The 23,446-nt window shown below is 60.3% G+C and carries 21 protein-coding genes and 1 other RNA gene; 7 read left to right on the top strand and 15 right to left on the bottom strand.

From position 1 onward, the window contains the following. From LY622_RS01910 to LY622_RS01865, 10 genes are all read right to left on the bottom strand, one after another. Positions 1-353, bottom strand: a 353-nt coding sequence (locus LY622_RS01910) for an aldehyde dehydrogenase family protein (protein WP_234289334.1), incomplete at its 3' end; no start/stop codon positions are given. A 56-nt stretch (positions 354-409) separates the two neighbouring features. Continuing rightward, the gene (locus LY622_RS01905; protein ID WP_234289333.1) at positions 410-1,147 is read right to left on the bottom strand and encodes a FadR/GntR family transcriptional regulator; all 738 of its coding nucleotides are present in this window, start codon (positions 1,145-1,147) and stop codon (positions 410-412) included. 308 nt (positions 1,148-1,455) lie between these two features. Then, positions 1,456-2,469, bottom strand: coding sequence for a 3-dehydro-L-gulonate 2-dehydrogenase (gene yiaK / locus LY622_RS01900; RefSeq protein ID WP_234289332.1), 1,014 nt, complete (start codon positions 2,467-2,469; stop codon positions 1,456-1,458). Between the two features lie 76 nt (positions 2,470-2,545). Next, positions 2,546-3,886, bottom strand: a complete 1,341-nt coding sequence (locus LY622_RS01895; protein ID WP_369413707.1) for an enolase C-terminal domain-like protein — start codon at positions 3,884-3,886, stop codon at positions 2,546-2,548. Between the two features lie 269 nt (positions 3,887-4,155). Then, positions 4,156-6,153, bottom strand: coding sequence for a TRAP transporter permease (locus LY622_RS01890; protein WP_234289331.1), 1,998 nt, complete (start codon positions 6,151-6,153; stop codon positions 4,156-4,158). Positions 6,154-6,261: 108 nt separating this feature from the next. Then, positions 6,262-7,254, bottom strand: coding sequence for a TAXI family TRAP transporter solute-binding subunit (locus LY622_RS01885; protein ID WP_234289330.1), 993 nt, complete (start codon positions 7,252-7,254; stop codon positions 6,262-6,264). A 14-nt stretch (positions 7,255-7,268) separates the two neighbouring features. Continuing rightward, positions 7,269-8,219: a 5-dehydro-4-deoxyglucarate dehydratase gene (kdgD, locus tag LY622_RS01880; protein ID WP_234289329.1), complete on the bottom strand. Its 951-nt coding sequence runs from the start codon at positions 8,217-8,219 to the stop codon at positions 7,269-7,271. Positions 8,220-8,463: 244 nt separating this feature from the next. After that, positions 8,464-9,210: a 16S rRNA (uracil(1498)-N(3))-methyltransferase gene (locus LY622_RS01875; protein WP_234289328.1), complete on the bottom strand. Its 747-nt coding sequence runs from the start codon at positions 9,208-9,210 to the stop codon at positions 8,464-8,466. Positions 9,211-9,221: 11 nt separating this feature from the next. Beyond that, on the bottom strand, positions 9,222-9,743 hold the full coding sequence (gene secB / locus LY622_RS01870) for a protein-export chaperone SecB (protein ID WP_234289327.1): 522 nt from the start codon (positions 9,741-9,743) through the stop codon (positions 9,222-9,224). Between the two features lie 28 nt (positions 9,744-9,771). Continuing rightward, the gene (locus LY622_RS01865) at positions 9,772-10,194 is read right to left on the bottom strand and encodes a rhodanese-like domain-containing protein (RefSeq protein WP_234279897.1); all 423 of its coding nucleotides are present in this window, start codon (positions 10,192-10,194) and stop codon (positions 9,772-9,774) included. 261 nt (positions 10,195-10,455) lie between these two features. Here LY622_RS01865 and gpmI point away from each other — a divergent pair, with 261 nt between their 5' ends. The 3 genes from gpmI to LY622_RS01850 all read left to right on the top strand — a co-directional run bounded on the left by gpmI (position 10,456) and on the right by LY622_RS01850 (position 14,583). Beyond that, positions 10,456-12,033, top strand: a complete 1,578-nt coding sequence (gene gpmI, locus LY622_RS01860) for a 2,3-bisphosphoglycerate-independent phosphoglycerate mutase (RefSeq protein ID WP_234289326.1) — start codon at positions 10,456-10,458, stop codon at positions 12,031-12,033. A gap of 19 nt (positions 12,034-12,052) precedes the next feature. Continuing rightward, entirely contained in the window at positions 12,053-13,219 is a 1,167-nt protein-coding gene (locus tag LY622_RS01855; protein WP_234289325.1) for a murein hydrolase activator EnvC family protein, read from the top strand. Between the two features lie 71 nt (positions 13,220-13,290). Continuing rightward, positions 13,291-14,583: a S41 family peptidase gene (locus LY622_RS01850; protein WP_234289324.1), complete on the top strand. Its 1,293-nt coding sequence runs from the start codon at positions 13,291-13,293 to the stop codon at positions 14,581-14,583. A 63-nt stretch (positions 14,584-14,646) separates the two neighbouring features. Here the strand turns inward: LY622_RS01850 and LY622_RS01845 are convergent, their stop codons facing one another. From LY622_RS01845 to LY622_RS01830, 4 genes are all read right to left on the bottom strand, one after another. Continuing rightward, complete coding sequence (locus LY622_RS01845) at positions 14,647-15,894, bottom strand: UbiH/UbiF/VisC/COQ6 family ubiquinone biosynthesis hydroxylase (protein WP_234289323.1); 1,248 nt, start codon at positions 15,892-15,894, stop codon at positions 14,647-14,649. 45 nt (positions 15,895-15,939) lie between these two features. After that, complete coding sequence (ubiH, locus tag LY622_RS01840) at positions 15,940-17,169, bottom strand: 2-octaprenyl-6-methoxyphenyl hydroxylase (RefSeq protein WP_234289322.1); 1,230 nt, start codon at positions 17,167-17,169, stop codon at positions 15,940-15,942. A 74-nt stretch (positions 17,170-17,243) separates the two neighbouring features. Further along, positions 17,244-18,581 (bottom strand): Xaa-Pro aminopeptidase, encoded by a 1,338-nt coding sequence (gene pepP / locus LY622_RS01835; RefSeq protein WP_234289321.1) that lies wholly within the window; start codon positions 18,579-18,581, stop codon positions 17,244-17,246. Between the two features lie 44 nt (positions 18,582-18,625). Then, positions 18,626-19,201 (bottom strand): UPF0149 family protein, encoded by a 576-nt coding sequence (locus LY622_RS01830; protein WP_234289320.1) that lies wholly within the window; start codon positions 19,199-19,201, stop codon positions 18,626-18,628. Between the two features lie 156 nt (positions 19,202-19,357). On the opposite strand from LY622_RS01830, the gene LY622_RS01825 reads away from it, so the two are divergent. The 3 genes from LY622_RS01825 to LY622_RS01815 all read left to right on the top strand — a co-directional run bounded on the left by LY622_RS01825 (position 19,358) and on the right by LY622_RS01815 (position 20,541). After that, positions 19,358-19,678 (top strand): cell division protein ZapA, encoded by a 321-nt coding sequence (locus tag LY622_RS01825; protein WP_234289319.1) that lies wholly within the window; start codon positions 19,358-19,360, stop codon positions 19,676-19,678. Positions 19,679-19,714: 36 nt separating this feature from the next. Continuing rightward, positions 19,715-19,899, top strand: a non-coding RNA gene (gene ssrS, locus LY622_RS01820) — 6S RNA. Between the two features lie 9 nt (positions 19,900-19,908). Continuing rightward, positions 19,909-20,541 carry a 5-formyltetrahydrofolate cyclo-ligase gene (locus LY622_RS01815; RefSeq protein WP_234289318.1) on the top strand — a complete coding sequence of 211 codons (633 nt, stop codon included), beginning with the start codon at positions 19,909-19,911 and terminating at the stop codon, positions 20,539-20,541. Positions 20,542-20,953: 412 nt separating this feature from the next. Here LY622_RS01815 and ilvA read toward each other — a convergent pair whose 3' ends face one another. Next, the gene (gene ilvA, locus LY622_RS01810; RefSeq protein ID WP_234289317.1) at positions 20,954-22,468 is read right to left on the bottom strand and encodes a threonine ammonia-lyase, biosynthetic; all 1,515 of its coding nucleotides are present in this window, start codon (positions 22,466-22,468) and stop codon (positions 20,954-20,956) included. A 265-nt stretch (positions 22,469-22,733) separates the two neighbouring features. On the opposite strand from ilvA, the gene rpiA reads away from it, so the two are divergent. Then, positions 22,734-23,408, top strand: coding sequence for a ribose-5-phosphate isomerase RpiA (rpiA, locus tag LY622_RS01805; protein ID WP_234289316.1), 675 nt, complete (start codon positions 22,734-22,736; stop codon positions 23,406-23,408). The last annotated feature ends 38 nt before the right edge of the window (positions 23,409-23,446 follow it).

The raw sequence follows: 23,446 nt of genomic DNA, 5'->3' as shown, positions 1-23,446 counted from the left end.
CGCACCACGCTGGCGAACAGGCGCAGCTGGCCGCAGGTGCGGCCGCGCTCGCCTTCCAGGCGCGCCCGGGGCAGGCCGGTCTCGGCCATGGCGCGTTCGATCAGGCCGTCACCGATGGCCTCAATCTCGGCGGCGATGGTTTCCAGGAACGTCGCGCGCTGCTCAAGAGTGGTCTCACGGTAGGCGCCGAAGGCCGCCTCGGCCAGTTCGCAGGCGCGCTCGACCTCAGCCTTGCTGCCGCCGCCGTAGGTGGGCTCGAGCGTTTCGCCGGTGGCGGGATTGACGGCATGGATGGGCGTGGAACTGCCGCTGACGGCTTCCTGGCCGATCAGCATCTTGCCTTGCAGGGACATAAAAGAACTCCTTGTGCTGCTTCCAGGTGCCTGGCCAGATGTAACGCGGCTAGCGGTCACTGGGTGCGATATTTGGCATACATGTTTCTGGCGCGGTTGAGGTGCTGAAACATGGTTTCCCGGGCCGCCTCGGCATCCCGCATCAGGATCGCTTCGAGAATATAGGTGTGCTCCTGCCGCACCCGCTCGAGATAGCGCTCCGATGTCACGGGATTGATCTCGATGCTGAGTAGCTTGGCACGGGGAATCACGCTCTGGCTCAACTGCTCATAGCACTGTGCGAAGAACGGATTCTGGGTTGCCTTGGCAATCGCCAAGTGAAAATCGAAGTCCTCCACGCGTGCCTGTGACTTTTCCTCTTGAGCCTTGATGAAGGCTTCATGGCGAACCTGCAGGACTCGACGGTCCTCATCATCATGCCGCAACGCTGCCAGCTCTGCTGCCGCTGGCTCCAATGTCAAACGCAACTCCAGCACGTGAAGGATATCTTCCACCGTGGTCGGATTGATGCGATTGGCGGGCCTTGCCTCAATGGTGGTCGAACGCAGGACAGTCGTACCGACCCCACGGCGTGTCTCGACTAGCCCAAGCGACTTGAGGTGGGTGATGGCTTCACGAATCACCGTGCGGCTGACACCGAAGGAGTCGCACAGGCTGTTCTCGGTAGGCAACTTCTCGCCCACGGCAATCTCTCCTTGGATGATCAGTTTCTCCAGCTGATCCGCCACATGGACTGATAGACTGCCCTGCTGTACCACCTTGCGCACATTTAGATGGGAATATCCTGTAGCCATATCAAATCTCTTGCTCATAGTCGAACTCACTCGCATAATGTATAATATAATACATTACTACAAAATAGCCAAGACATTCTCCTCGGGCATAGCCAACCAATTGAAATAGGATTCAAGGGATGGCAGTCTCAATAACCAAGCTGGTATAGCCTGAAGAAGACAATTCTGCCGGGCACACGCCAGTGAAGTCATTGAACCTTCACCTGCTTTCTTCTCAGCTATATGTCATGTGAGAAAACTTCATGTCAGATACGAACAAGTTACTTTTAGCAACATGGAAGAAATTTATGTTGTGGATCACAATAGAATCACCGCGACAATTCAAGAACTTTCTCCCAAACATCATCATCAACATTGATGCCAAACTTAAGGCCTAATCGCCTACGTTCCAAAGTGGATTGGCCTGGATACTTCACGGAATTTTCAGTATCACAAGGCAACGGCCCGCAGATATGATCGACCATACCGTTTGCCATCTCTTCAACAAATTCCTCTCCTCCAAAATGCCTCGGATCGAACACCATAAATACTTGGCTGGCGCCTGTACCGCTCCCCTTACCAACTCGGTCTATCTGGTGACTTGCCAACCCTTCAGAAAGCAAGGCAGCCATAGCATCAAGCATTATCGAGAGGCCAGACCCCTTCCAATACCCCATTGGGAGTATTCTACGAGACTCTTCTATCGCTGCAGGATCATCAGTAATTTCCCCTACCTTATTGTAACCGCCAAAAAAAGGAAGTACCCCCCCTTTTAGCCGCGTAGACTGGAGTTTCCCATACGAAAACTGAGACATTGCCATATCAAGAACAAAAGCACCTTGCTTACGAGGGACACTTATAACCAGTGGATTATTTCCAATTTTTTGATCTTCCCCCCCCCAAGCAGGCATACACGATTCAGTGTTTGTCCAACAAATGGATGCTAAGCCTTTTTCCGCAGCTCGCCAGCCATAACTCCCCCCGCGCATCCAGTGGGTTGTATTTCGCAACGCCACTATACCAACACCATTTTCCCTAGCCATGTGGATGGCTCTATCTATCGCCATCAACGCATTAACAACACCTATCCCGCAACGCCCGTCATATATTTCAACACTACCTAATGACTTTATTATCTCAGGAGAGCAATCCACCCTTACCCACCCCTTCTCCACATACTCAACAAATCGTGGAATACGGTTAACACCGTGCGAGTTAACCCCATCCAGAGTGCTTTGTGAATGAACCTCTGCACAAAGATTAGCACTATGCTCATCTAGGCCTGCATTAACTAACGACTTCTTTATTTTATCAAACAAAACACTGTATGAAACATTTACCATTACACACCCCTCCAGCCATTAACCTTACTTTATCGTGAACATCCAAACACATGATGAAAGCACGAAGTGAATGCAACTATCTCACCATGGCAGGCCTTTTGGGATCAAACTGCCAGCCGGGGATAAGATGCTGCATTGCAAAGGCATCGTTGCGATTTACAGTTGAAAGCTTATTATAAAGTTCATGAGCCTCCAGAAGTTTAGCTTCATCAATTTCGACACCTAGCCCGGGCTTATCGGAAATAGCAATCTTTCCGTTGATGATCTGGTGAGGCTCCTTGGTCAGCCGTTGACCATCCTGCCAAATCCAGTGGGTATCTAGCGCAGTAGGCTTACCGACAGCAGCTGCACCGACATGGCTAAAGATTGCTAATGAAATATCAAAATGATTATTGGAATGAGACCCCCAGGTTAACCCCCAATCATTGCAGAGCTGTGAGACTCTCACTGCCCCCGACAATGTCCAGAAATGAGGATCGGCCAATGGAATGTCGATTGCATCAAGCATGATTGCATGGCGCAACTCACGCCAGTTAGTTGCTATCATGTTAGTGGCGACTGGCAGGCCGGTAGCTCGTTTGAACTCAGCCATAACTTCACGACTTGAGAACCCTTGCTCCCCTCCACAAGGGTCTTCTACATAGGCCAAGACATCGCGCATATTCGAACAATAATCAACGGCCTCTTGAAGAGACCACGCGCCATTCGGATCAACTGTAATTCTCGCGTCAGGAAAACGCTTTGCCAGAGATTTAACCGTTTCCATCTCCTCTTGCCCATGCAGCACGCCACCTTTAAGTTTAAAATCCTTAAAGCCATAAAGATCATGTGCAGCATCTGCGAGTTCCAACACACTCGGCGTATCCATAGCTTCCTGACGCCGTAACTGATACCAAGAGTGGTTTCCCTCTTCAGCCCCGGAAGTAAAAGGCAAATCAGTTTTTCTCCGATCGCCCACATAGAATAAGTAGCAGAGAACTTCTACTTCGTCACGTTGCTTGCCTTCTCCTAGCAAATCTACAACAGGCACCCCTAGGTACTTCCCCATCAAATCAAGTAATGCCGCCTCAAGAGCAGAAACAGCATTGACGCGCAATTCAAATGTCCAGGAACCACCACCAAAGTCCTCAAAATCCGATTCTTTTCCAACACGGTGAAGCTTCGATACCAGTTGATTCATCTTAGCGATCGGCTGTCCCAAAACAAAACTCTCAATACTCCTCAGCGAGTCAAGAATGACTTTTCCACCTGGCGCTTCACCTAGACCAACATTCCCAGCGCTATCCTTGATAATGAGAATATTCCTGGTGAAAAAAGGGCCATGAGCCCCACCAATATTCATCAGCATGCTGTCATAGCCAGCCACAGGAACAACTTGAACTTCACGAATAATCGGCGACCCGTGCACATCTCTCACAGCTATCCCTCCTAACAATCAGTATATATAGACAACCGTTCCGGCATAATGACTCGCACCAAGTGACAGCTGATAAAGGTAAACATGTTCCCTAGCCTACTGACACTTCCTGCAAGCTGATATGGCTACGCCTTAACCCCAACCATGAAAAAATGCTCACTCCGACATATAAATAGACCACCATTAATACATATATACCCCCATCACCAACGGCATGTTATTCTACTTAACCTCCCACAGATTCATCAACGCACATCTCATTACCGTAGTTAATCAAGCATCTTGATTTTTTTATGAGCTGAAAATTTCTTCAACCTATTAATCTGTAAAAACCATACAACCCCTAGAACACCAATGCCAATGATATCTGCAACATATCCACCCTGAATCAGCACCAGCGCAGCAGCAAACATCAATGCTCTCTCGATCATTCCGAGGTGAACACGCCAAAACCCTACAACAGAAACCGCCAAGGCAAACACTCCAACGCTAGCGGTGACGATTGCAATAGCAACACGGGAGTAGTCGTCATGCTGGAGAAGCAAGCTTGGTGAATAGACAAACATGAATGGAACCAAGAACCCAGCTATCCCCAGACGAAGCGCGACCCAGCTTACTCGAGAGGGGTTTGCATTCGAAACACCTGCAGCCGTATAGGATGCCAAGGCCACCGGCGGTGTAATATTTGACAATACTGCAAAATAAAGGACAAACATGTGAGCTACAAGCGGCTCCACTCCTAAGTTAACCAGTGCTGGTGCCGCAACGACAACCGCCACAATGTAGCAAGCTGTTGTAGGAAGCCCCATTCCTAACACAATACAAGCCACCATCGTCATTATAAGCGTTGGGAACAAATACCCTTGGGAAGTGCTTAATATTATATTAGCTAATTGAAGCCCCACTCCAGTCAGCGAAATAACACCGACAACAATACCAACCACAGCTGTCGCCATGGTAATGAAAACGGCTCCCTTTGCACCACCCTCAAGCGTTTTCCAAAGCAAGCTAGCGCTCATTCGCGTTTCCTTACGAACCATGCTAACAAAATAAGTGGCAACGGTAGCATAAAACGCGGCAAAGACTGGTGTGTAACCCAAGAACAGGAGGGTTAAAAGCAGAATGATTGGAAGCAGCAAATGGCCCTTCCTTTTGATAAGAGGTTTCAACCTTGGCAACTGATCTTTAGGGAGACCAGTCAAATCTGTCTTCATTGCTTCGAAATGAACCATAAACCAAAGTGCAACAAAGTAAAGGATAGCAGGAACTAGTGCAGCAATTATGATCTGCGTATAAGGAACCCCCAAAAACTCTGCCATAATAAAGGCAGCCGCTCCCATAATCGGTGGCATAATTTGCCCACCGGTAGAAGCTACCGCTTCCACACCAGCTGCAAAATTCTTCCTATAGCCTACCTTCTCCATCAAAGGGATACTGAATACCCCTGTAGTTGCAACATTGGCGACAGCACTACCATTAATCATTCCTAGCGACCCACTAGCTAAAATTGAAACCTTAGCAGGACCTCCCGGCCGGTGCCCCGCTAGGGAAATGGCTGCGTTTGTAAATAAACCAGACATACCCGTGCCATTGAGGAATGCACCAAATAAGACGAACAAGAAGACGTATGTTGCCGATACTCCCAAAGCTATCCCAAATATCCCTTCATTCCCAAGATACATTCGCTCTACCAAGACCGTAAAGGAAAAGCCGCGATGTGCCAAACCTCCAGGAAGATAAGGCCCAAGATAAGCGTATGCTAAACAGATGACAGCTATGACAGGAAGCTGCTTACCGATTGACCGTCGCCCTCCCTCTAAAACGAGAAGCAGGGCTGTCACCCCCATTGCTATGTCTAGGGTGACAATATTTAACCCTCTCCTCGCAATATCTTCAAACATGAAGACAAGATAGCCTACACTCACAGCTCCTAGAATTGAGAACAGATAATCAAATACCGTAGGCCTGTCCATATTTGACTTTTTAGTCATTGGATACAGTAAAAAAACCAGCACTATAGCAAAGGTCAAATGCACAGCACGATGCTGCATCGCGCTCATTGTCAGAACACCAGCTGTCACCAAATGGAAGACAGACATCGACACTGCCACAAAAGAAACAAACAAACCAACTTTTCCTTTGATCTGGCGAAACCTGGTCGAGGCATCATACTTCTTTGCTATCTCATCTGCATCAATATCTTCCGCCTTCCTGGCTCCGATTACTGGTTCTTTCGGAACATCTTTGCCATGATTCTCATCACTCATGGGTTTGGGGCCTTCACATTTAAGAGAAAATAAAATAATGAATCGACTTGAAGCATTTGTTTTCAATAAAGATTACTCCAGGCCGAACCACCCTTTACCAGACGATTATCACTCTTTGATCTCCACCCCCCTCTCTTCAAAAAACTTTACAGCGCCAGGATGCAGGGGAATCATCGAACCTTTCTGAGAATTCTCAAGGGTCATGCTTTGATTAACATTATGCAAGTTAACCAGATACTCCTGATTACCATAGAGCACCTCCAACACATCATAGACGAATTTATCCGACAAATCTTTTCTCGCAAAAAGCCAATTCGCTTCGGCATAAGTTGCCACAGGATCTGGCTGATTTGGATAGGTGTGTGCAGGAATTTCGAAGGAAAAATAAGCAGCGTTGACCTCTTCGTTCATCTTCTCTACAAAGTCCTCGGAGAACGAAAGCAACTCATAATCGCCGGTACTCATAAGGTCCGTTATAGCAGCAAACCCCAAGGCTGCCACCATATTAGCACCATCTAACTGGTTATTTCTTAGCAAGTCAGAGGCTTGTGTACCAGTGACATACTCGGCAGAAATTCCACTTGGGAAATCGATGTCATCGATTACAGCAAACATCTCACGGGAGCTTACCTCCACACCACCGCCAACCTCCCCAACACCAAGTCTTTTTCCCGCTAAATGTTCGGGCACCTCAACTCCGGATCCTTTCCTGACGATAAACTGAAGCACATTAGGATACATGAATGTCATTCCAGACAGGTTATCCATAGGCATCCCTTCAAACTGCTCGATCCCATTAACCGCATCATAAGCAATACTCGACTGCCCAAAACCGATCTCACCATTACCTGTGTTCAATGTCTGAAATATTCTAGGCGTACCTGCAGTTGACTGTGCAGAAGCTCTCAAGCCTGGAATATTGTCATTTAACAACTGAGCTACGCCATTAGCGATAAAAAAGAAAGTTCCACCGCTAGACGCACCGACAACGGATACAAAGTCAGGAACTTCTTCATTTTTCTGAGCGAAGGCCGTGGTGCTGGTTACACAAAGGCCAATAGCACAAACACTCATGACACGAAATAGTCTTGGAATCATCATTTGGGCATTCTCCATCATGAAATTAATAATTTGGCCGTACTATTAAAAGGTCTGGCGATTCCGGTTCCAACTAGCTTCTCGAGCTGCTGCCTCTCCTCGATGCTCGGCATCACCAACGGTGCCCTGACACTCCCGGCCGATCGGCCGATGATTTCTGCGCCTGCCTTGATCAGGCTGACGGCATATCCTGCTTTTCGATCCCTTAGATCCACAAAGGGAATAAAGAATTCGTTGGTGATCTGCTTGACGACCTCACTATTCCCCTTGCGGAGTTCCTTGTAGAACTTGACGGCCATGTCCGGCACGAAGTTGAACACGGCCGAGGAGTAGGTGTTGACGCCGATAGCGAGATAGGCTTCGGCAAATATCTCTGCGGTGGGAACACCACCGATATAAACCAGGCGATCCCCCACGGTCTTGACGATCTTGTTCAGCGCCTGCATGTCGCCCTTGCCATCTTTCAGGCCGATCAAGTTCGGGCACAGGTCCGCCAACGCCTGGACCGACTCGGCATTGAGGATGCCGTTACCGCGGTTGTAGTAGATGACATTAAGCTCAGTGGCGTCGCAAATCTGACGTGCATACTCGACAAGACCGTCCTGGGGACATTCTGTGAGGTAGGGGGGCATCAGCAGGATGCCGTCAGCGCCCTCTTCCTCGGCGGCTTTCGCAAAGGCCTTGCCGCTTTCGACACTGAGACCGGCACTAGCGATTACTGGAAGCTTGCCATCAACCGCTTCGACGGCTACGCGCACGATCTTGCGATACTCATCGAGCGTCAAGCTGAAGAACTCCCCCGTTCCTCCCGCGACGAATACGGCTGAAATATCGTAGCTGACAAACCACTCAAGGCGCTGCCAATAGCTTTTGGCGTCGAATCGCCCCTGCCCATCAAAGTCAGTAATAGGGAAGGACAATAGTCCATCGCCTACGGCCGCTGCCACGGCTGCTCTGGAAAACGTCACTGGCTCACCTCTTGTCACAGTGTCTTGCTAGTAACGACGGAAACTGGGACCAGTACCAGCCATTAAGCTTGGATAAAGAAAGTCACCGCCTCTATGTCATACATCATACAACTTAGAGTCCTATCTACAGTATGGCAAGCCTCAGAATGCGAATATCGACTAAAGTTCAATCAATAAGCGGATAGCGATCTGCCCTCGCAGACTCTCGTCTCGATAGAATAATCGGGTAAGAAATGCTAGGTAATCACCCCAGATCCCCAAAGCGATACTGCAGAAGGGAGAGTGCCACCACCGGGGCGGTTTCGGTGCGCAGGATACGCGGGCCGAGGGAGAGGAGTGAAAAGTCGGCAGCCTGGGCGGCGTCGACTTCAATACTGGAGAGGCCGCCTTCCGGGCCGATCAGCAGCGCCACGCTGGGCGGCACGGTTTCCCGCGCCAGGGCACGGTCGGTGGCGGGATGAAGCACCAGGCGCAGGGCTTCGTCGCGCTCGTCGAGCCAGTCGGCCAGTGGCCTGGGGGGATGAACTGGCGGCACGGTGGCGCGGCCGCACTGCTCGCAGGCGCTGACGGCCACTGCCTGCCAGTGGGCGAGCTTTTTCGCTTCGCGCTCATCCTTGAGGCGCACGTCCCCATGCTCGGTGTATAGCGGCGTGATCGCCGCCACACCCAGCTCGACGGCCTTCTGGATGGCGTAGTCCATGCGGTCGCCCTTGGAGATCGCCTGGCCCAGGTGGACGCAGAGCGGCGACTCGCCGATGCCCGCCTCGACGGCCTCGATACGTGCCACCACCCGCTTGCGGCCCGACTCGATGAGCACTGCGCTGGCTTCCCGGCCTTGGCCGTCGAAGAGCCGCACAGGGGCGCCTTCGCCCATGCGCAGCACCCGCGCCAAGTGCCGCGCAGCCCCTTCGGGCAGAACGACGTCGCCGCCGACGGTGAAGTCGGCGGCGACGTGGATACGCGGGGCTCTTGCCACGCTCCTGGCTGACACGCGCGGTGCCCTTACTGGGTGGTCTGCTCGCCCTGCTGCTGGGCCTGTTCGGCCTCGCGCTTCTTCTTCTGGGCGTAGATCGCCTCGAAGTTGACCGGCGCCAGCATCAGGGGCGGGAAACCGCCGCGATTGACCAGGTTGTCGACGCACTCGCGGGCGTAGGGGAACAGCACGTTGGGGCAGAAGGCACCCAGTGTGTGCTCGAGCTGTGCGCCCTCGATGCCGCTGATGCGGAACAGGCCGGCCTGTTCGATCTCGGCCAGGAAGGAGGTGGTATCCTCCTCGCTGTGCTTGACCTGGGCGGTGACCTTGATCACCACCTCGAACAGGTCGTCACCCACCTTCCTGCTGGAGGTGTTGAGATCCAGGCTGACCTTGGGCTTGAACGGCTGCTGAAAAACGGCCGGCGAGTTCGGTGCCTCGAAGGAGATGTCCTTGACGTAGATACGCTGGACGGCGAACTGCAGCTGCGGCTTGTTCTGGTCGGCGGCCTGGCTGCCACCGGCGGCGTTCTGGCTATTCTCTTCGGCCATGGGAGTATCCTTTGCGTCTTGTGTTTGACTATTTCTTGACCACCGGCAAACCGTCGGCCTGCCACTGCATCATGCCGCCCTTGAGCTTGAGCACCCTGGGAAGGCCGGCCTTGGCCAGCTTGGCGACCGTAACGCCCGCTGACTGGCCATTCTTGCAGACGACGATGATCGGCTTGTCCTTCACTTTTTCCAGCTCCCGCATGCTGTCGTCGATACGACTCTGGGGGATGTTGCGCGCACCGGCAATGTGCCCGGCCTTGAAATCCCCGGCTTCGCGGGTATCAACGACCACGGCGTCCTCGCGGTTGATCAGCTGCGTCGCCTGACCGGATGTAACACCACTGGCGGCACTGTTGCGGACCTCGTAGGCGATCCAGGCAGTCAGCACCAACAGGAAGGCACCCACGAGGAGCGGGTGATTCTGCACGAATTCGAACAGCTGATCGATCATGGGTCCGGAACACTCTTCTCGATACACGTTTAGGGCAATCTGAAGGCGGCCAGTATACACCAAGCCATGGCCCCTGGCGGCATGGCCCGCGCTTTACCTGATATGACGCTCGACCATGCCGTGCGTTATGATGCCGCAAGCCGATTCAAGTCGCGACCCCCGTCGTCCCCGACGGCTGCAGATGCTGTGGGCAGCGTACCTCGCCTAGCGGGAAACCCGGAAGCCCCGGTCGCGCCAATACCCAACGAGGCCTTTACCCCGATGACGACACCTAGCCCCGCCGCCACACCTCGCCCGGTCGCCCTGATCATTCTCGATGGCTATGGCCATAACCCGGACACCACCGACAATGCGGTGGCCGCCGCTCACAAGCCGGTGATGGACCGGCTGTGGCAGGACAGGCCCCACACCCTGATCCACACCGATGGCCGTTACGTGGGGCTGCCCGAGGGCCAGATGGGCAACTCCGAGGTCGGCCACATGAACCTGGGTGCGGGGCGCGTCGTCTACCAGGAGCTCACCCGCATCACCAAGGCGGTCGAGGACGGCGACCTGGATGGCAATGCCATCCTCACCGACGCCATCGATGCCGCGGTGGCACAGGGCAGGGCCGTGCACCTGCTGGGCCTGCTCTCCCCGGGCGGGGTGCACAGCCATGAGGACCATATCCTGGCCATGGCCGAGCTGGCCGCCCGCCGCGGGGCCAGGCGCATCTTCGTGCACGGTTTCCTCGACGGCCGCGACACGGCGCCCCGGAGTGCGCTCGCCTCGATCGAGCGCACCAATACGAGGCTGGCAGAACTGGTCGGCGCCGACAACGGCTGCGTCGCCTCGATCATCGGCCGCTACTTCGCCATGGACCGCGACAACCGCTGGGATCGCGTCGAGAAGGCCTATCGCCTGCTCACCGAGGGTATCGGCGAATTCGAGGCGGCCAGTGGCGAGGAGGGGCTGCGCGCCGCCTACGAGCGTGGCGAGAACGACGAATTCGTCTCCGCCACCGTCATCCGTGGCAACGGCGAGCCCGCCAGCATCGCCGACGGCGACGCCGCCATCTTCATGAATTTCCGCGCCGACCGCGCCCGGGAGCTGACCCGAGCCTTCGTCGAGGATGGCTTCAGCGGCTTCGAGCGTCGGGTTCGGCCCGCCCTGGCGGGTGGCAGCCTGGTGACCCTGACCCAGTACGCCGCCGATATTCCCGCACCGGCCGCCTTCCCGCCGGCGGAGCTGCACAACACCCTGGGCGAAGTCATGGAGCAGCGCGGCCTGACCCAGCTGCGCATTGCCGAGACCGAGAAATACGCCCACGTCACCTTCTTCTTCTCGGGTGGCCGCGAGGAGGCCTATCGCGGCGAGACCCGGGTGCTGGTGCCCTCCCCGCAGGAGGTGAAGACCTACGACGAGAAGCCCGAGATGAGCGCCGAAGAGGTCACCGACCGCCTGGTGGAGGCCATCGACTCCGGCGACTACGACCTGATCGTCTGCAACTACGCCAACGGCGACATGGTCGGCCACACCGGCAAGTTCGACGCCGCCGTCAAGGCCATCGAGGCGGTGGACGCCTGTGTCGGTCGCGTGGTGGAGGCGATCGAGCGTGCCGGCGGTGCCTGCCTGGTCACCGCCGACCACGGCAACGCGGAACAGATGGTGAATCCGGAAACCGGCGTGGCACAGACCGCCCACACCACCTTCGACGTGCCGTTGATCTATGTCGGCCCCCAGCCGGTTCGGCTGCTCGATGATGGCTGTCTCTGCGACATCGCCCCGACCCTGCTCACGCTGATGAACCAGTCGATCCCCGAGGAGATGACCGGCCGGGTGCTGATCGAGCCGGCATGACGGGCAGGGCCCACACACCATGAGCCGAACTCGGCGCCGCCCGGCCCTGCGGACCCTGCTGCTGAGCCTTGCCGTCGCGCTGGCGGTGGGCCCGGCAGCGACGCAGGCCGCCCAGCCGAGCGAGCGTGAAGCCCGCGAACGCCTGGATGCCATCGGCAGCGAGATCCAGGCGGTCAGCCGGCGGCTCGGCGCGACCCGGGAGGCACAGGACGAGGCGACCCAGGAGCTGCGCCAGGTGGAGACGGCGCTGGCCGAAACCCATGGTCGCCTGGACGAGATCCAGGCCGACCGCCAGGGCCTGAACCGGGAGATCGCCGCGCTGGAAGCGGCCCGCGAAACCCTCGAGGAGGAGCGCGCCGAGCAGAGCGAGGCCCTGCAGGTCCAGCTCGACGCCCTCTACCGCCTGGGCCTCACCCCCCAGTTGAAGCTGCTGCTCAATCAGGATGATCCGGCACGGCTCGATCGACTGCAGACCTACCTCAACCACCTGGCACGCGCCCGCAATGCGCGCCTCGACGAGATCGCCAGCCTCGACGCCCAGCTGGCCGAGAACCGCCGAGAGCAGCACGAGCGCGGCCAACGGCTCGACGCCCTGGCGGAGGAGCTGGCCTCGCGCAGCGCCGAACTGTCCCGACGCATGGAGGAGCGGGAACGGCTGGTGGCCGACCTGCAGGGTCGTTACAGCGATGAGCAGACACGCCTGTCGGCACTCGACCGGGACCGCACCGAGGCCGAGCGAGTACTGGAGCAGGTGCGCCAGGAGATGGCCCGGCTGCAGCGGCCGCCCCCCTCCACCGCCATCGAGCAGACCCAGGGCGAGCTGCCCTGGCCGGTCCAGGGCAGCGTCACCTCGAGCTTTCGGCGCGGCGACGGGGTGCACCACAACGGCATGCTGATCCAGGCCCGGGAGGGCACGCCGGTCAAGGCCGTCCATGCCGGGCGTGTGGTCTTCGCCGACTGGATGCGCGGCTTCGGCAACCTGCTGATTCTCGACCACGGCGACCAGGTCATGACCCTGCACGCCCACCTTCAGCAGTTCCATGCCGAGGTGGGCCAGGCGGTCTCTGGTGGTGACACCATCGGCACGGTCGGCATGAGCGGCGGCCACGAATCGCCGGCACTCTACTTCGAGGTGCGCCGTAACGGCGACCCCATCGACCCCCAGGGCTGGATTGCCAGACGATGAAACACGCTATTTCACAAGCCCCTGAGCAAGGGCTATGCTGGTCTGCCTCGTCTCGATACCGCGGAGTTCGCATGTCCTTACGTTCTGTCGGCTTCCTGCCCGCTTCCCGGCGCCTGCTGGCGACGCTGCTGCTGGTCCTGCCGCTTGCCGCCCTGCCGCTGACCGCTCAGGCCACCGCCCCGGTCGATGAGCTGCCGCTGGAGGATATCCAGACCTTTGCCGAAGTCTTCGAGCGGATCAAGCGGGCCTATGTCGAGGAGGTCGACGATCGCACGCTGATACGCAACGCCATGCGCGGCATGCTCACGGAACTCGACCCCCACTCCGCCTACCTGGACCGGGACGAGTTCCAGAGCCTGCGGGAAAGCACCGAAGGCCAGTTCGGCGGCATCGGCATCGAAGTGGGCCTGGAAAACGGCCGGCTGACGATCATCACTCCCATCGACGACACCCCCGCCTCCCGTGCCGGCCTGCAGGCACGGGACACTATCCTGAGCATCGACGACACCTCCACCGAACGCCTCTCGCTACAGGAGGCCGTCACGCTGATGCGCGGTGAGCCGGGCAGCGAGATCACCGTTACCATCCTGCGCAGCGGTGAAGAGAGCGCCTTCGATGTCACCCTGACCCGCGAGATCATTCGTACCGAAAGCGTGCGCAGTGAGCTGCTTGAGACGGGTTACGGCTACCTGCGGGTCAGCCAGTTCCAGAACCGCACCGGCGAGCAGGTCAACAGCGCCATTCGCCAACTGGAGCGTGACGGCCCGCTGGACGGCCTGATACTCGACCTGCGCAACAACCCCGGGGGCGTTCTGCAGGCCGCCGTGGCCGTGGCCGACGCCTTCCTCGAGGGCGGCCTGGTCGTCTATACCGAAGGGCGGCTGCCGGACACCGAGATGAGCTTCTCCGCCAGTCGCGAGACCGCGGCCCCCGACGTGTCCCTGGTGGTGCTGATCAACGGCGGCAGCGCCTCGGCGGCAGAGATCGTCGCCGGCGCCCTGCAGGATCAGCACCGCGGCGTGATCATGGGCACCGAAAGCTTCGGCAAGGGATCGGTGCAGCAGATCATGCCGCTGGGCAACGGTGAAGGCCTGAAACTGACCACCGCGCTCTACTACACCCCCAACGGGCGCTCGATCCAGGCGCTGGGCATCGAACCGGACGTGGAAGTGGTACGCGGCCGGGTGGAAGTGACGGAAACGGGCCGCCAGCTGCGCGAGGCAGACCTGGAAGGCCACCTGCGCTCTCGCGACGACCCCCGCCAGCGCCAGGCGATGACGGAGCGACTGCGCGAGGACTACCAGCTGGGCGAGGCACTCAACCTGCTAAAGGCCCTGAACGTGCTCGACCGGCGCGACAGGTAGCGCTAGGAGCCTGTCGGATTTGACCGATCGTCGCAGTAGATCAACGTTAAGTCCGACAGGCTCCTAGCGGCAGGCGGCGGGCAGGCGCCCACGGTGCCCGGTCGCCTGCCGCATCAACAGCCGCTTGACCGGCACCAGGTGATCGACGCACGAAAGGCCGAGGTTGCGCGCCAGGGTCAGGGCCGGATGGCGGCTGCCGAAGAGCAGGCGAAATCCATCCATCAGCGCCAGCATGGCCGCATTGTCGCCGCGCCGGCGTCGCGTATAGCGGGCCAGCACACTCTCGTGCCCGATCGCCATGCCGCGTCGCCGCGCCGTGAGCACCTCTTCGGCCAGCACCGCCACGTCCATCAGCCCCAGGTTGACCCCCTGGCCGGCCAGGGGATGGATGCTGTGAGCGGCATCGCCCACCAGCACCAGGCCCGGCTGGCCATAGGTTTTCGCATGACGCTGGGTCAGCGGTACGGCAAGTGCCCGGTCCACGACCTCTACCCCGCCCAGGCGCGACTCGAAGGCCGCCGCCAGGGCATGGCCCAACGCATCGGGCGACAGCTCGACCAGCCTTGCGGCCTCCTGCGGCGACGTCGACCAGACGATGGAGCAGTAGCGGTCGTCACCATCGACAGTCAAGGGCAGGAAGGCCAGCGGGCCGGTCGGCAGGAAGACCTGGCGTGCCACGCCGCCATGGGCACGCTCCGTGCGTACGGTGGTCACCACGGCCATGTGCCCGGTGTCATGGGCGCTGACCTCGATCCCGGCCAGGGCCCTCAGCGGCGACTGGGCCCCGTCGGCGGCCACCACCAGCGCCGCCGAGAGGCGCTGGCCATCCTCCAGCAGCACCTCGCGCCCCGCCGCTGTCGTTTCCAGCCCGGAGACCCGGGCGCCGAACCGGACCGCTACGGTTGGCAGCTCGGCCAGGCGCGCCTCCAGCGCCGCCAGGATCACATCATTCTCGACGATATGCCCCAGCTCCGGCACGCCGGCCTGCTCGGCGGTGAAGGCGACTTCACCGCTGCCTTCGCTGTCCCACACCTGCATATGTTGGTATGGGGTCACCCGCCGCGCCTGCATCCAGGACCAGACACCCAGCCCCTGCAGCAGGCGCTGCGACACCGGCGTCAGCGCGCTGACCCGCATCGCCGGCTGGCCGCGCCCCACCGCCTCGGCGGCCAGCGGTTCGCCGCGGGCATCGAGCAGCGCCACCGACACCCCGGCCTGGCCCAGCAGGGCCGCCAGGGTCGCGCCCACCATGCCACCGCCAACGATGATGACCTCGAAGTGCGTGTGCGCTTCTCCATCCGCTTGCGTCATCTCACACTCCCTTATTGTCATGCTTGCTTCCGACCGCGGTAACCATCAACGCTCCAGCCCCATGGCGCGGCGGGCCAGCCCGCGACGCAGTGGGCCGACCAGGTTGAGCCCCACCAATCCCGCCGCCCGGGCATGGGAGAGCAAGCCATTGTCGATACCGAACAGCCGCACCAGGCCATCGCTGAAGCGAACGACATTGTGCCGGTCGACGATGCGCCGGGCCTCGAAGTCGCGCAGGGTGAGCATGCCACCCACCGCTTCGCCGTTGGCCAGTGCCAGCTCCAGGGCGGCCACCAGGTCCGTCACGCCACGCAGCGCCAGGTTGAAGCCCTGGCCCGCGACAGGATGCAACGAATGGGCGGCGTTGCCCAGCACCGCCAGCCCAGGCCGAATCGCCTCCCTCGCCGTGACCAGCGCCAGCGGGTAGGCGTGACGACTGCCGACACGCCGGAAGCGGCCGGCACGATCGCCGAAGGCCCTTTGCAGGTCGGCCAGGAAGTCACCGTCCCCCAGCGCCAGCCGAGCCCCTTCACGCCCCGCCCCATGGGTCCAGATCAGCGCCATCTGCTGCCCCGGCAGCGGCAGCAGGGCAATCGGTCCCTCTCGGGTGAAGCGCTCGTAGGCCGTACCCTCATGGGGCTGGCTCATCTCGACGTTGGCGATCAGCGCCACCTGATCGTAGGGCACCTCGTCGCTGTCGATGCCCAGCCGCTCCTTGAGCCCGGAGCGACCGCCGTCGGCCAGCACCGTGAGCCCCGCCTGAAACTCGCTGCCGTCGGAGAGCGTCAGCCGGTACCCCTCCGCCTCGGGCTCGATGCGATCCACGCTGGCAGGGCAGTGCCAGGCCAGGGGCAGCTCGGCCAGACGCCGGTGAAGGACTCGTCCCATCCAGGCGTTAGGGACGACATAGCCCAGGGCCGTCTGGCCGAGCTCCTCGGCCAGCAGCCGCGTCACGCCCAGCCGTCCCCGCTCGCTGACGTGGATCCGCGAGATCGAGGCGGCCTGCTCGGCCATCGCCGGCCAGAGGCCCATGTCACGGAAGCGCTGGGCAGAGCCCTGGGCGATGGCGCTGGACCGGGCGTCGAAGCTGGGCTGCCAGGGGGCGTTCGCCGCGTCCAGCATCGGCGCCGCCTCGATCACGGCCACCCGGAGCCCATGGCGCTCGATCAGCGGGGCCAGCGAGCAGGCCAGGCTGGCCCCTACCAGGCCGCCACCGACGATGGCGATATCCACGTTACGCGTGTCATTACGCGGCTGGGCCTTGGCATTGCTCATTTTACGCGTCCTGCGACAAGACATGATTCGTAATGTAAATTACATAATGGCATATCGTCCTCCGTTCCCGGTGGTCACTTATTCACCATCAGGGACTCGATTTCGCGCACTCCCTTGGGGACGCCGGCCGTCAGCACCTCATGGCCGGCATCGGTCACGGCCACGTCATCCTCGATACGGATACCGATACCGCGGAAGTCGGCCGGGATATCGTCATCGGCAGGAACATAGAGCCCGGGCTCGACGGTCAGCACCATCCCCGGCACCAGGGGACGCGGCGAGCCGTTGTGGCGATAGGCGCCCACATCGTGCACGTCGAGCCCCAGCCAGTGGGACGTGGAGTGCAGGTAGAAGCGCTTGAAGCTCGCGTCCTCGACTCGCGCCGATACCTCGCCCTGCAGCAGACCCAGGCGAATCAGGCCCGCCGTGAGGTCATGCACCACACCCTCGTGGATCTCGATCAGGGTAACCCCTGGCTGGATAGCCGCCACGGCACGCTCCTGGGCCTCGAGCACCACCTCGTAGAGGGCGCGCTGGGCCTCGCTGAACCGTCCACCAACGGGGAAGGTGCGCGTGATGTCCCCGGCATAGAGGTCCAGCTCGGCGCCGGCGTCGATCAATACCAGTTCGCCATCACGTAACGGCTGGTTATTCTCGATGTAGTGCAGCACACAGGCGCTGGCACCGCCACCCACGATGGTGGCGTAGGCCGGGCCGCTGGCACCTTGCCAGCGAAACTCGTGCTCCAGCTCGGCCTGGAGATGGTACTCGGCCAGGCCAGGCCGAGCCGCGCGCATGGCGCGCACATGGCCCCGCGCCGATATTTCCGCCGCATGTCGCATCAGCGCCAGCTCGCCCTGGCTCTTGATCAGCCGCGCCTCGTGCAGCAGGGGGGCCAGGTCGGCAAAGGCATCGGCCGGCCGCGCACCCTGGCGTACCCGCGCGGTCAACTGGCCGCGCACCTCGTCGGCCAGCGCCATGGCTTCAGGGTCCGCCAGCATCAGGTAGAGCGTGGTGCGTCCATCGAGCAGTGCCGCCAGCAGGTCGTCGCGCTCGGCATTCTCGAAGGCCTGGTCGACCCCGTGCTCGCGTACTGCGCCTTCCGCCCCCAGCCGGATACCGGTCCAGGCCTCCAGTGTCGGGTCACGGTCCTGGCAGAACAGGACGCTCTCGCCATCACTGCGCCCCGGCAGCAGCAGCAGCAGCGCGTCGGGTTCGGGAAATCCCGTCAGGTAATGGAAATCGCTGTTCTGGCGAAACGGATAGTCGCTATCCCGCGAGCGGGTGACGAGGGAGGCCCCCATCAGCAGCACGGCACTGTCGGCGGGCAGCTGCGCCATCAGCGATGCGCGGCGGGCGCGATACTCGTCGTTGGAGATGGTCGCGGGGCGGGGCAGGGGGTCTGGCAGCATGTCGGCTCCTGGCATCGGTAGGGAGACTCCTGGGACTCGGGCGGTCAGTGCTGGGTGGGCTCACCCGCTTCCACCTGCGGCTGCCCCGGCCGCTGTTCGGTATAGAGCAGCATGGCGGCCATGCGGGCGTGTTCGGTCAGCGCGAAGAGGTCGTTCTCGTTCTCGGCGCTGTCATCGATATCGGTCTCCATGGCGGCCAGTGCCGCCAGGTCGTCGACGGCTTCGCGCAGTGGCGCCGACCAGCCTTCGCGGGCCTCGGAGCCGGCATCCTCGATCACCTCGAGAAACCCCAGCGTCCATTCACGCAGCCCCTGGGCGCGCTCGGCCAGGGAGTAGAGTTCATCGGGCAGCAGCGGCTCGTAATTCAGCGAGCTGTCCGCCAGCGTCTCCAGGGTGAGTCGCCGCCACTCCAGCAGGGCCTCGCCGCTTTCACGGTCCCGGGGCTGTTCCACCCCCAGCCCCAGGCAGACCTCCTCCAGCCAGCCGCTGGCGCTCAGCTCGTGCAGGGCCAGCGAGGCGCAGAGCCTGCCGTCGAGAAAAGCGGGCGACTGCATGCTGCCGTGCAGCAGGAACAGGTCGGCGATGGTGGAAAAATCGGGGCGTTCGTCGATCGATGACATGACAACTTCCGTATGACAGGCTGTGAAGTGGGGCATCCGGACAATCCCACCGCGCGTTGACCGCCCGTGAGAGCCTCTCTTATAGTGTCCGGATGCCACGTCTTGATTGATAGGATGTTAACGCATCGGGCTGACAAGCCGACACCGGAGCCCTCCATGAGCGATGACGCCTCTCGGCCAACCGCCGAGATCACCCTGCTGGGCCGCCACTATGTGTTCGCCTGCAATCCGGGCGAAGAGCACAAGCTGGACCGTGCCGCGCGCTACCTGGACCGAGCCATGCTTGGCATCCATTCCCAGAATACCCTGTTGGGTAGCGAACGCGTCGCCCTGATGGCGGCACTCAATATTGCCCACGAGCTGCTGGAGCTGCTGGAAGAGCGTCGCAGCGGCGAACAGGACCTCAACCGACTCAGCGAACAACTGGAGCGCGCCCTGGCGAATACGTTGCCCCCCGATCGGATCCCCGCCGAATGACGTTGGACGGACTGGCCAGCTCTGATAGGATGAAGGTGTTCCCTGGGGTGTTGGCCAGTCGTTATAGTCCCTCGAGCCTATGCGCAATACCCAGGGCGGCCATTTGCTAGCCGGACCCGTGTGCATGTCCGTGCGACGGAAAGCCTGACGGTTCGGCTGCGGCCACCCACCTTGAACCAAGGGTTCAAGGGCCAGAATGACAGCGGCACTCTGGGGAACCCCATCGCATCATGAGCAACCTGTCCAATCCCTTCTCATCCGATCTGCCCGACTCCCGGCGCCAGCTGCGCCAGGCCTTGCGGCGCCGTCGCCGATCGCTCAGCCCGCGTGAACAGCACGCCGCCGCCCAGGCGCTCTGTCGTCGCCTGCGCCAGCTTCCCGACGTGATGCGCGCCCGCCGCGTGGCGCTCTACCTGCCCAACGACGGTGAAATCGATCCCCGACCGCTGCTCTCCTGGCTGGCGAGCCGCTCGGCCCGGGCCTACCTGCCGGTACTCAAGCCCCTGTCGGACAATACCCTGTGGTTCGTACACTACCACCGGGGTACGCCCATGGTTCGCAACCGCTTCGGCATCGCCGAACCCGAGACGCGGCACGGCGCCCACCGGGCACGACGCCTCCCGACCTGGGCCCTGGATCTGATCCTGCTGCCGCTGGTGGGCTTCGACGACCGGGGCCAGCGCATGGGCATGGGTGGCGGCTTCTACGACCGCAGCCTGGCGTTTACCCGCCGCCGTGGCCCTCGGCCGCGATTGATCGGCCTGGCCCACGACTGCCAGCGGGTGGAGCGCTTACCGGCAGCCCCCTGGGATGTGCCGCTGGATGCCATCGTCACCGACAGCCGGGTCATCCGCCCCCGCTGATACCATCCCCTGAAAACCGCCCATGAAAAGCCTGCCATGAAAAAGCCGGCCGCTGCATGAGCACCGGCCGGCTTGTTCGTGAACGTTGTTCTTCTGATCCTGCTTCATCTGATCATGGCACTGACTGCCGAATCATCCTCCCGTCAGCGCCTGGGCGTAGCCAGTCACCACCACGCCAATGCCGAAGGCCAGCACCAGTGCCATGACCAGATCGGGCTTTCGCTTCATTGCCTGCTCCCCTGAGTTGACCGCATGGAAGACGCCGCAACCTATCGCGACAGGGGGGACTATAGGCCCAGAGGCACCGCCAATACAACCGGTTCAGGCGACGATTACATAATGAAACCCACGCTATTTCGGGGCTTTGCTGTAAGTCAGCACTAACTTGGGTAAGTGACACCAGCATCGCTGGTCAAGCCATGAAGAGACGATAGGCCGGGTTGTCGGACTCCTTCCAGTAGCGATAGCCAATTTCGTCGAAGTACTCCTCCACATGGGAACGGTCTCCGTTGGGCACCTGCATGCCCACCAGCACCCGGCCATAGGCGGCACCGTGGTTGCGGTAGTGGAACAACGAGATGTTCCAGTCCTGGGGCAGGTGGGTGAGGAAGTTCATCAGGGCACCGGGGCGCTCGGGGAACTCGAAGCGATAGACCTCCTCCTCGAAGTGCTCCTTGGGCCGGCCGCCGCCCAGATGGCGAATATGCAGTTTGGCCAGCTCGTTGTCGGTGAGATCCTCCACCGGGTAGCCTGCCTCGCACAGCTTCTCGATCACCGCCTGGCGATCCTCGCCACCCGGCTTGACCTGGACCCCGACGAAGATGTGAGCCGCCTCGGGGTCGGCATAGCGATAGTTGAACTCGGTCACCATGCGACGTCCCAGGGTCTTGCAGAACTTCTTGAAACTGCCGGGCCTTTCGGGAATGGTCACGGCCAGGATCGCTTCACGCTGCTCGCCGAGTTCGGTGCGTTCGGCAATGTGCTGCAGGCGGTCGAAATTGGTATTGGCCCCGGAGTTGATGCACAGCAGGGTCTGGCCTTCGACGCCGGTCTGCTGGATGTACTTCTTCAGGCCCGCCAGGGAGAGGGCACCGGAGGTTTCCGAAACGGCGCGGGTATCGTCGAAGATGTCCTTCACCGCCGCGCACATTTCGTCGGCGGTGACGGTGATCACTCCGTCGATCAGATCGCGCATGATGGAGAAGGGCACCTCACCGATCTGCGCCACGGCGACCCCTTCGGCGAAGACGCCCACCTGGTCGAGCACCACCCGTTCGCCGGCCTCCATGGCGGCCTTGAGACAGGCGCTGTCCTCGGCTTCCACGCCGATCACCTTGATATCGGGTCGCAGGTACTTCACATAGGCCGCTACCCCGGCGATCAAGCCACCGCCGCCCACCGGCACGAAGATGGCATCCAGCGGCCCACTGTGCTGGTGCAGGATCTCCATGGCCACGGTGCCCTGGCCGGCGACGACATCGATATCGTCGAAGGGGGGGATGTAGGTATAGCCATGCTCGCGGATCAGCTCCTGGGCATGCTCGGCCGCCGCCGAGAAGGCATCGCCCTTGAGTACGACCTTGGCGCCCCGGGCGCGTACCGCCTGAACCTTGATCTCCGGCGTGATGCGCGGCATGACGATGATCGCCTTCACGCCCATCTGCTTCGCCGCCATGGCAAGTCCCTGGGCATGGTTGCCTGCCGACGCCGCAATGACCCCCTTGGCCTTCTGCTCCTCGGTCAGCTGCGCCATCTTGTTGTAGGCGCCGCGGATCTTGAAGGAGTAGACCGGCTGCAGGTCCTCCCGCTTGATCAGGATGGTGTTGTTGAAGCGCCGCGAGAGGAAGGGAGCCGGTGAAATCGGCGTTTCCCGGGCGGCTTCATAGACCCGGGCCTGGAGAATCTTCTTGACGGTGGCTTCTAGCATCCTGATATCCCAGAGGAGTGACGCGGAGGGCTGTGCTGCAGTGCAGAGAACCCCTATTGGTAGCATCCTCGCAGGCATGGCGTCCAGCGCACTGGCAGCAGGACCAGGATAATCGGAGTTACCCTTAGCGAGGGACGCCGGGGGAGGGCGCTTCCTCGCAGCCCTGTCGACGGACCCGTCCCGAGCGATGCTGCCATCGGCAGAAGAGGGCCACTGGCCTATAATGTCGCGGCAATCGCCACTCATCACAGACAGCGAGCATCACATGACCCAGGACGAACTGAAGGACGCAGTAGCCGCAGCCGCCATCAAGGAGATCGAGCCCTGGCTCGAGCGCGATACCATACTCGGCATCGGCACCGGCTCTACCGCCAATCGGTTCATCGATCGCCTGGCCCGGCTGCGCGACGACTTCAAGGGGGCGGTGGCCAGCTCCGAGGCCAGTGCCGAGCGCCTGCGCGGTCATGGCATCGAGGTCTTCGAACTCAATAGCGTCGGCACCGTGCCGTATTACATCGACGGTGCGGACGAAGTGAACGCTCACCTTCACATGATCAAGGGTGGCGGGGCGGCCCTCACTCGCGAGAAGATCGTCGCCGCCTGCGCCGACCGGTTCATCTGCATTGCCGATGCCTCGAAGCACGTGGCACGGCTGGGCGACTTCCCGCTGCCGGTGGAGGTGATCCCCATGGCGCGCTCCTATGTCGCCCGCGAGCTGGTCAAGCTGGGCGCCGATCCGGTCTATCGCGAAGGGGTGGTCACCGACAACGGCAACCAGATTCTCGACTGCTTCGAATTCATGATCGACGACCCGGTGGCCATGGAGGCCAGGATCAATGCCATCGTCGGTGTGGTCACCAACGGCCTGTTCGCCGCCCGTGGGGCCGACGTGCTGCTGCTGGGCAGCGACGCCGGCGTGGAGCGGCTGACGCCGGCCTGAGGTGCCCGGAGACCGGGATCATTCCGCTGGCTTTCAGG

This window comes from Halomonas alkalisoli (assembly GCF_021412585.1).
Lineage (GTDB): Bacteria > Pseudomonadota > Gammaproteobacteria > Pseudomonadales > Halomonadaceae > Halomonas > Halomonas alkalisoli.
Note: the sequence above shows the minus strand (reverse complement) of the source record. Positions and strands in the feature narration are given on the sequence as shown.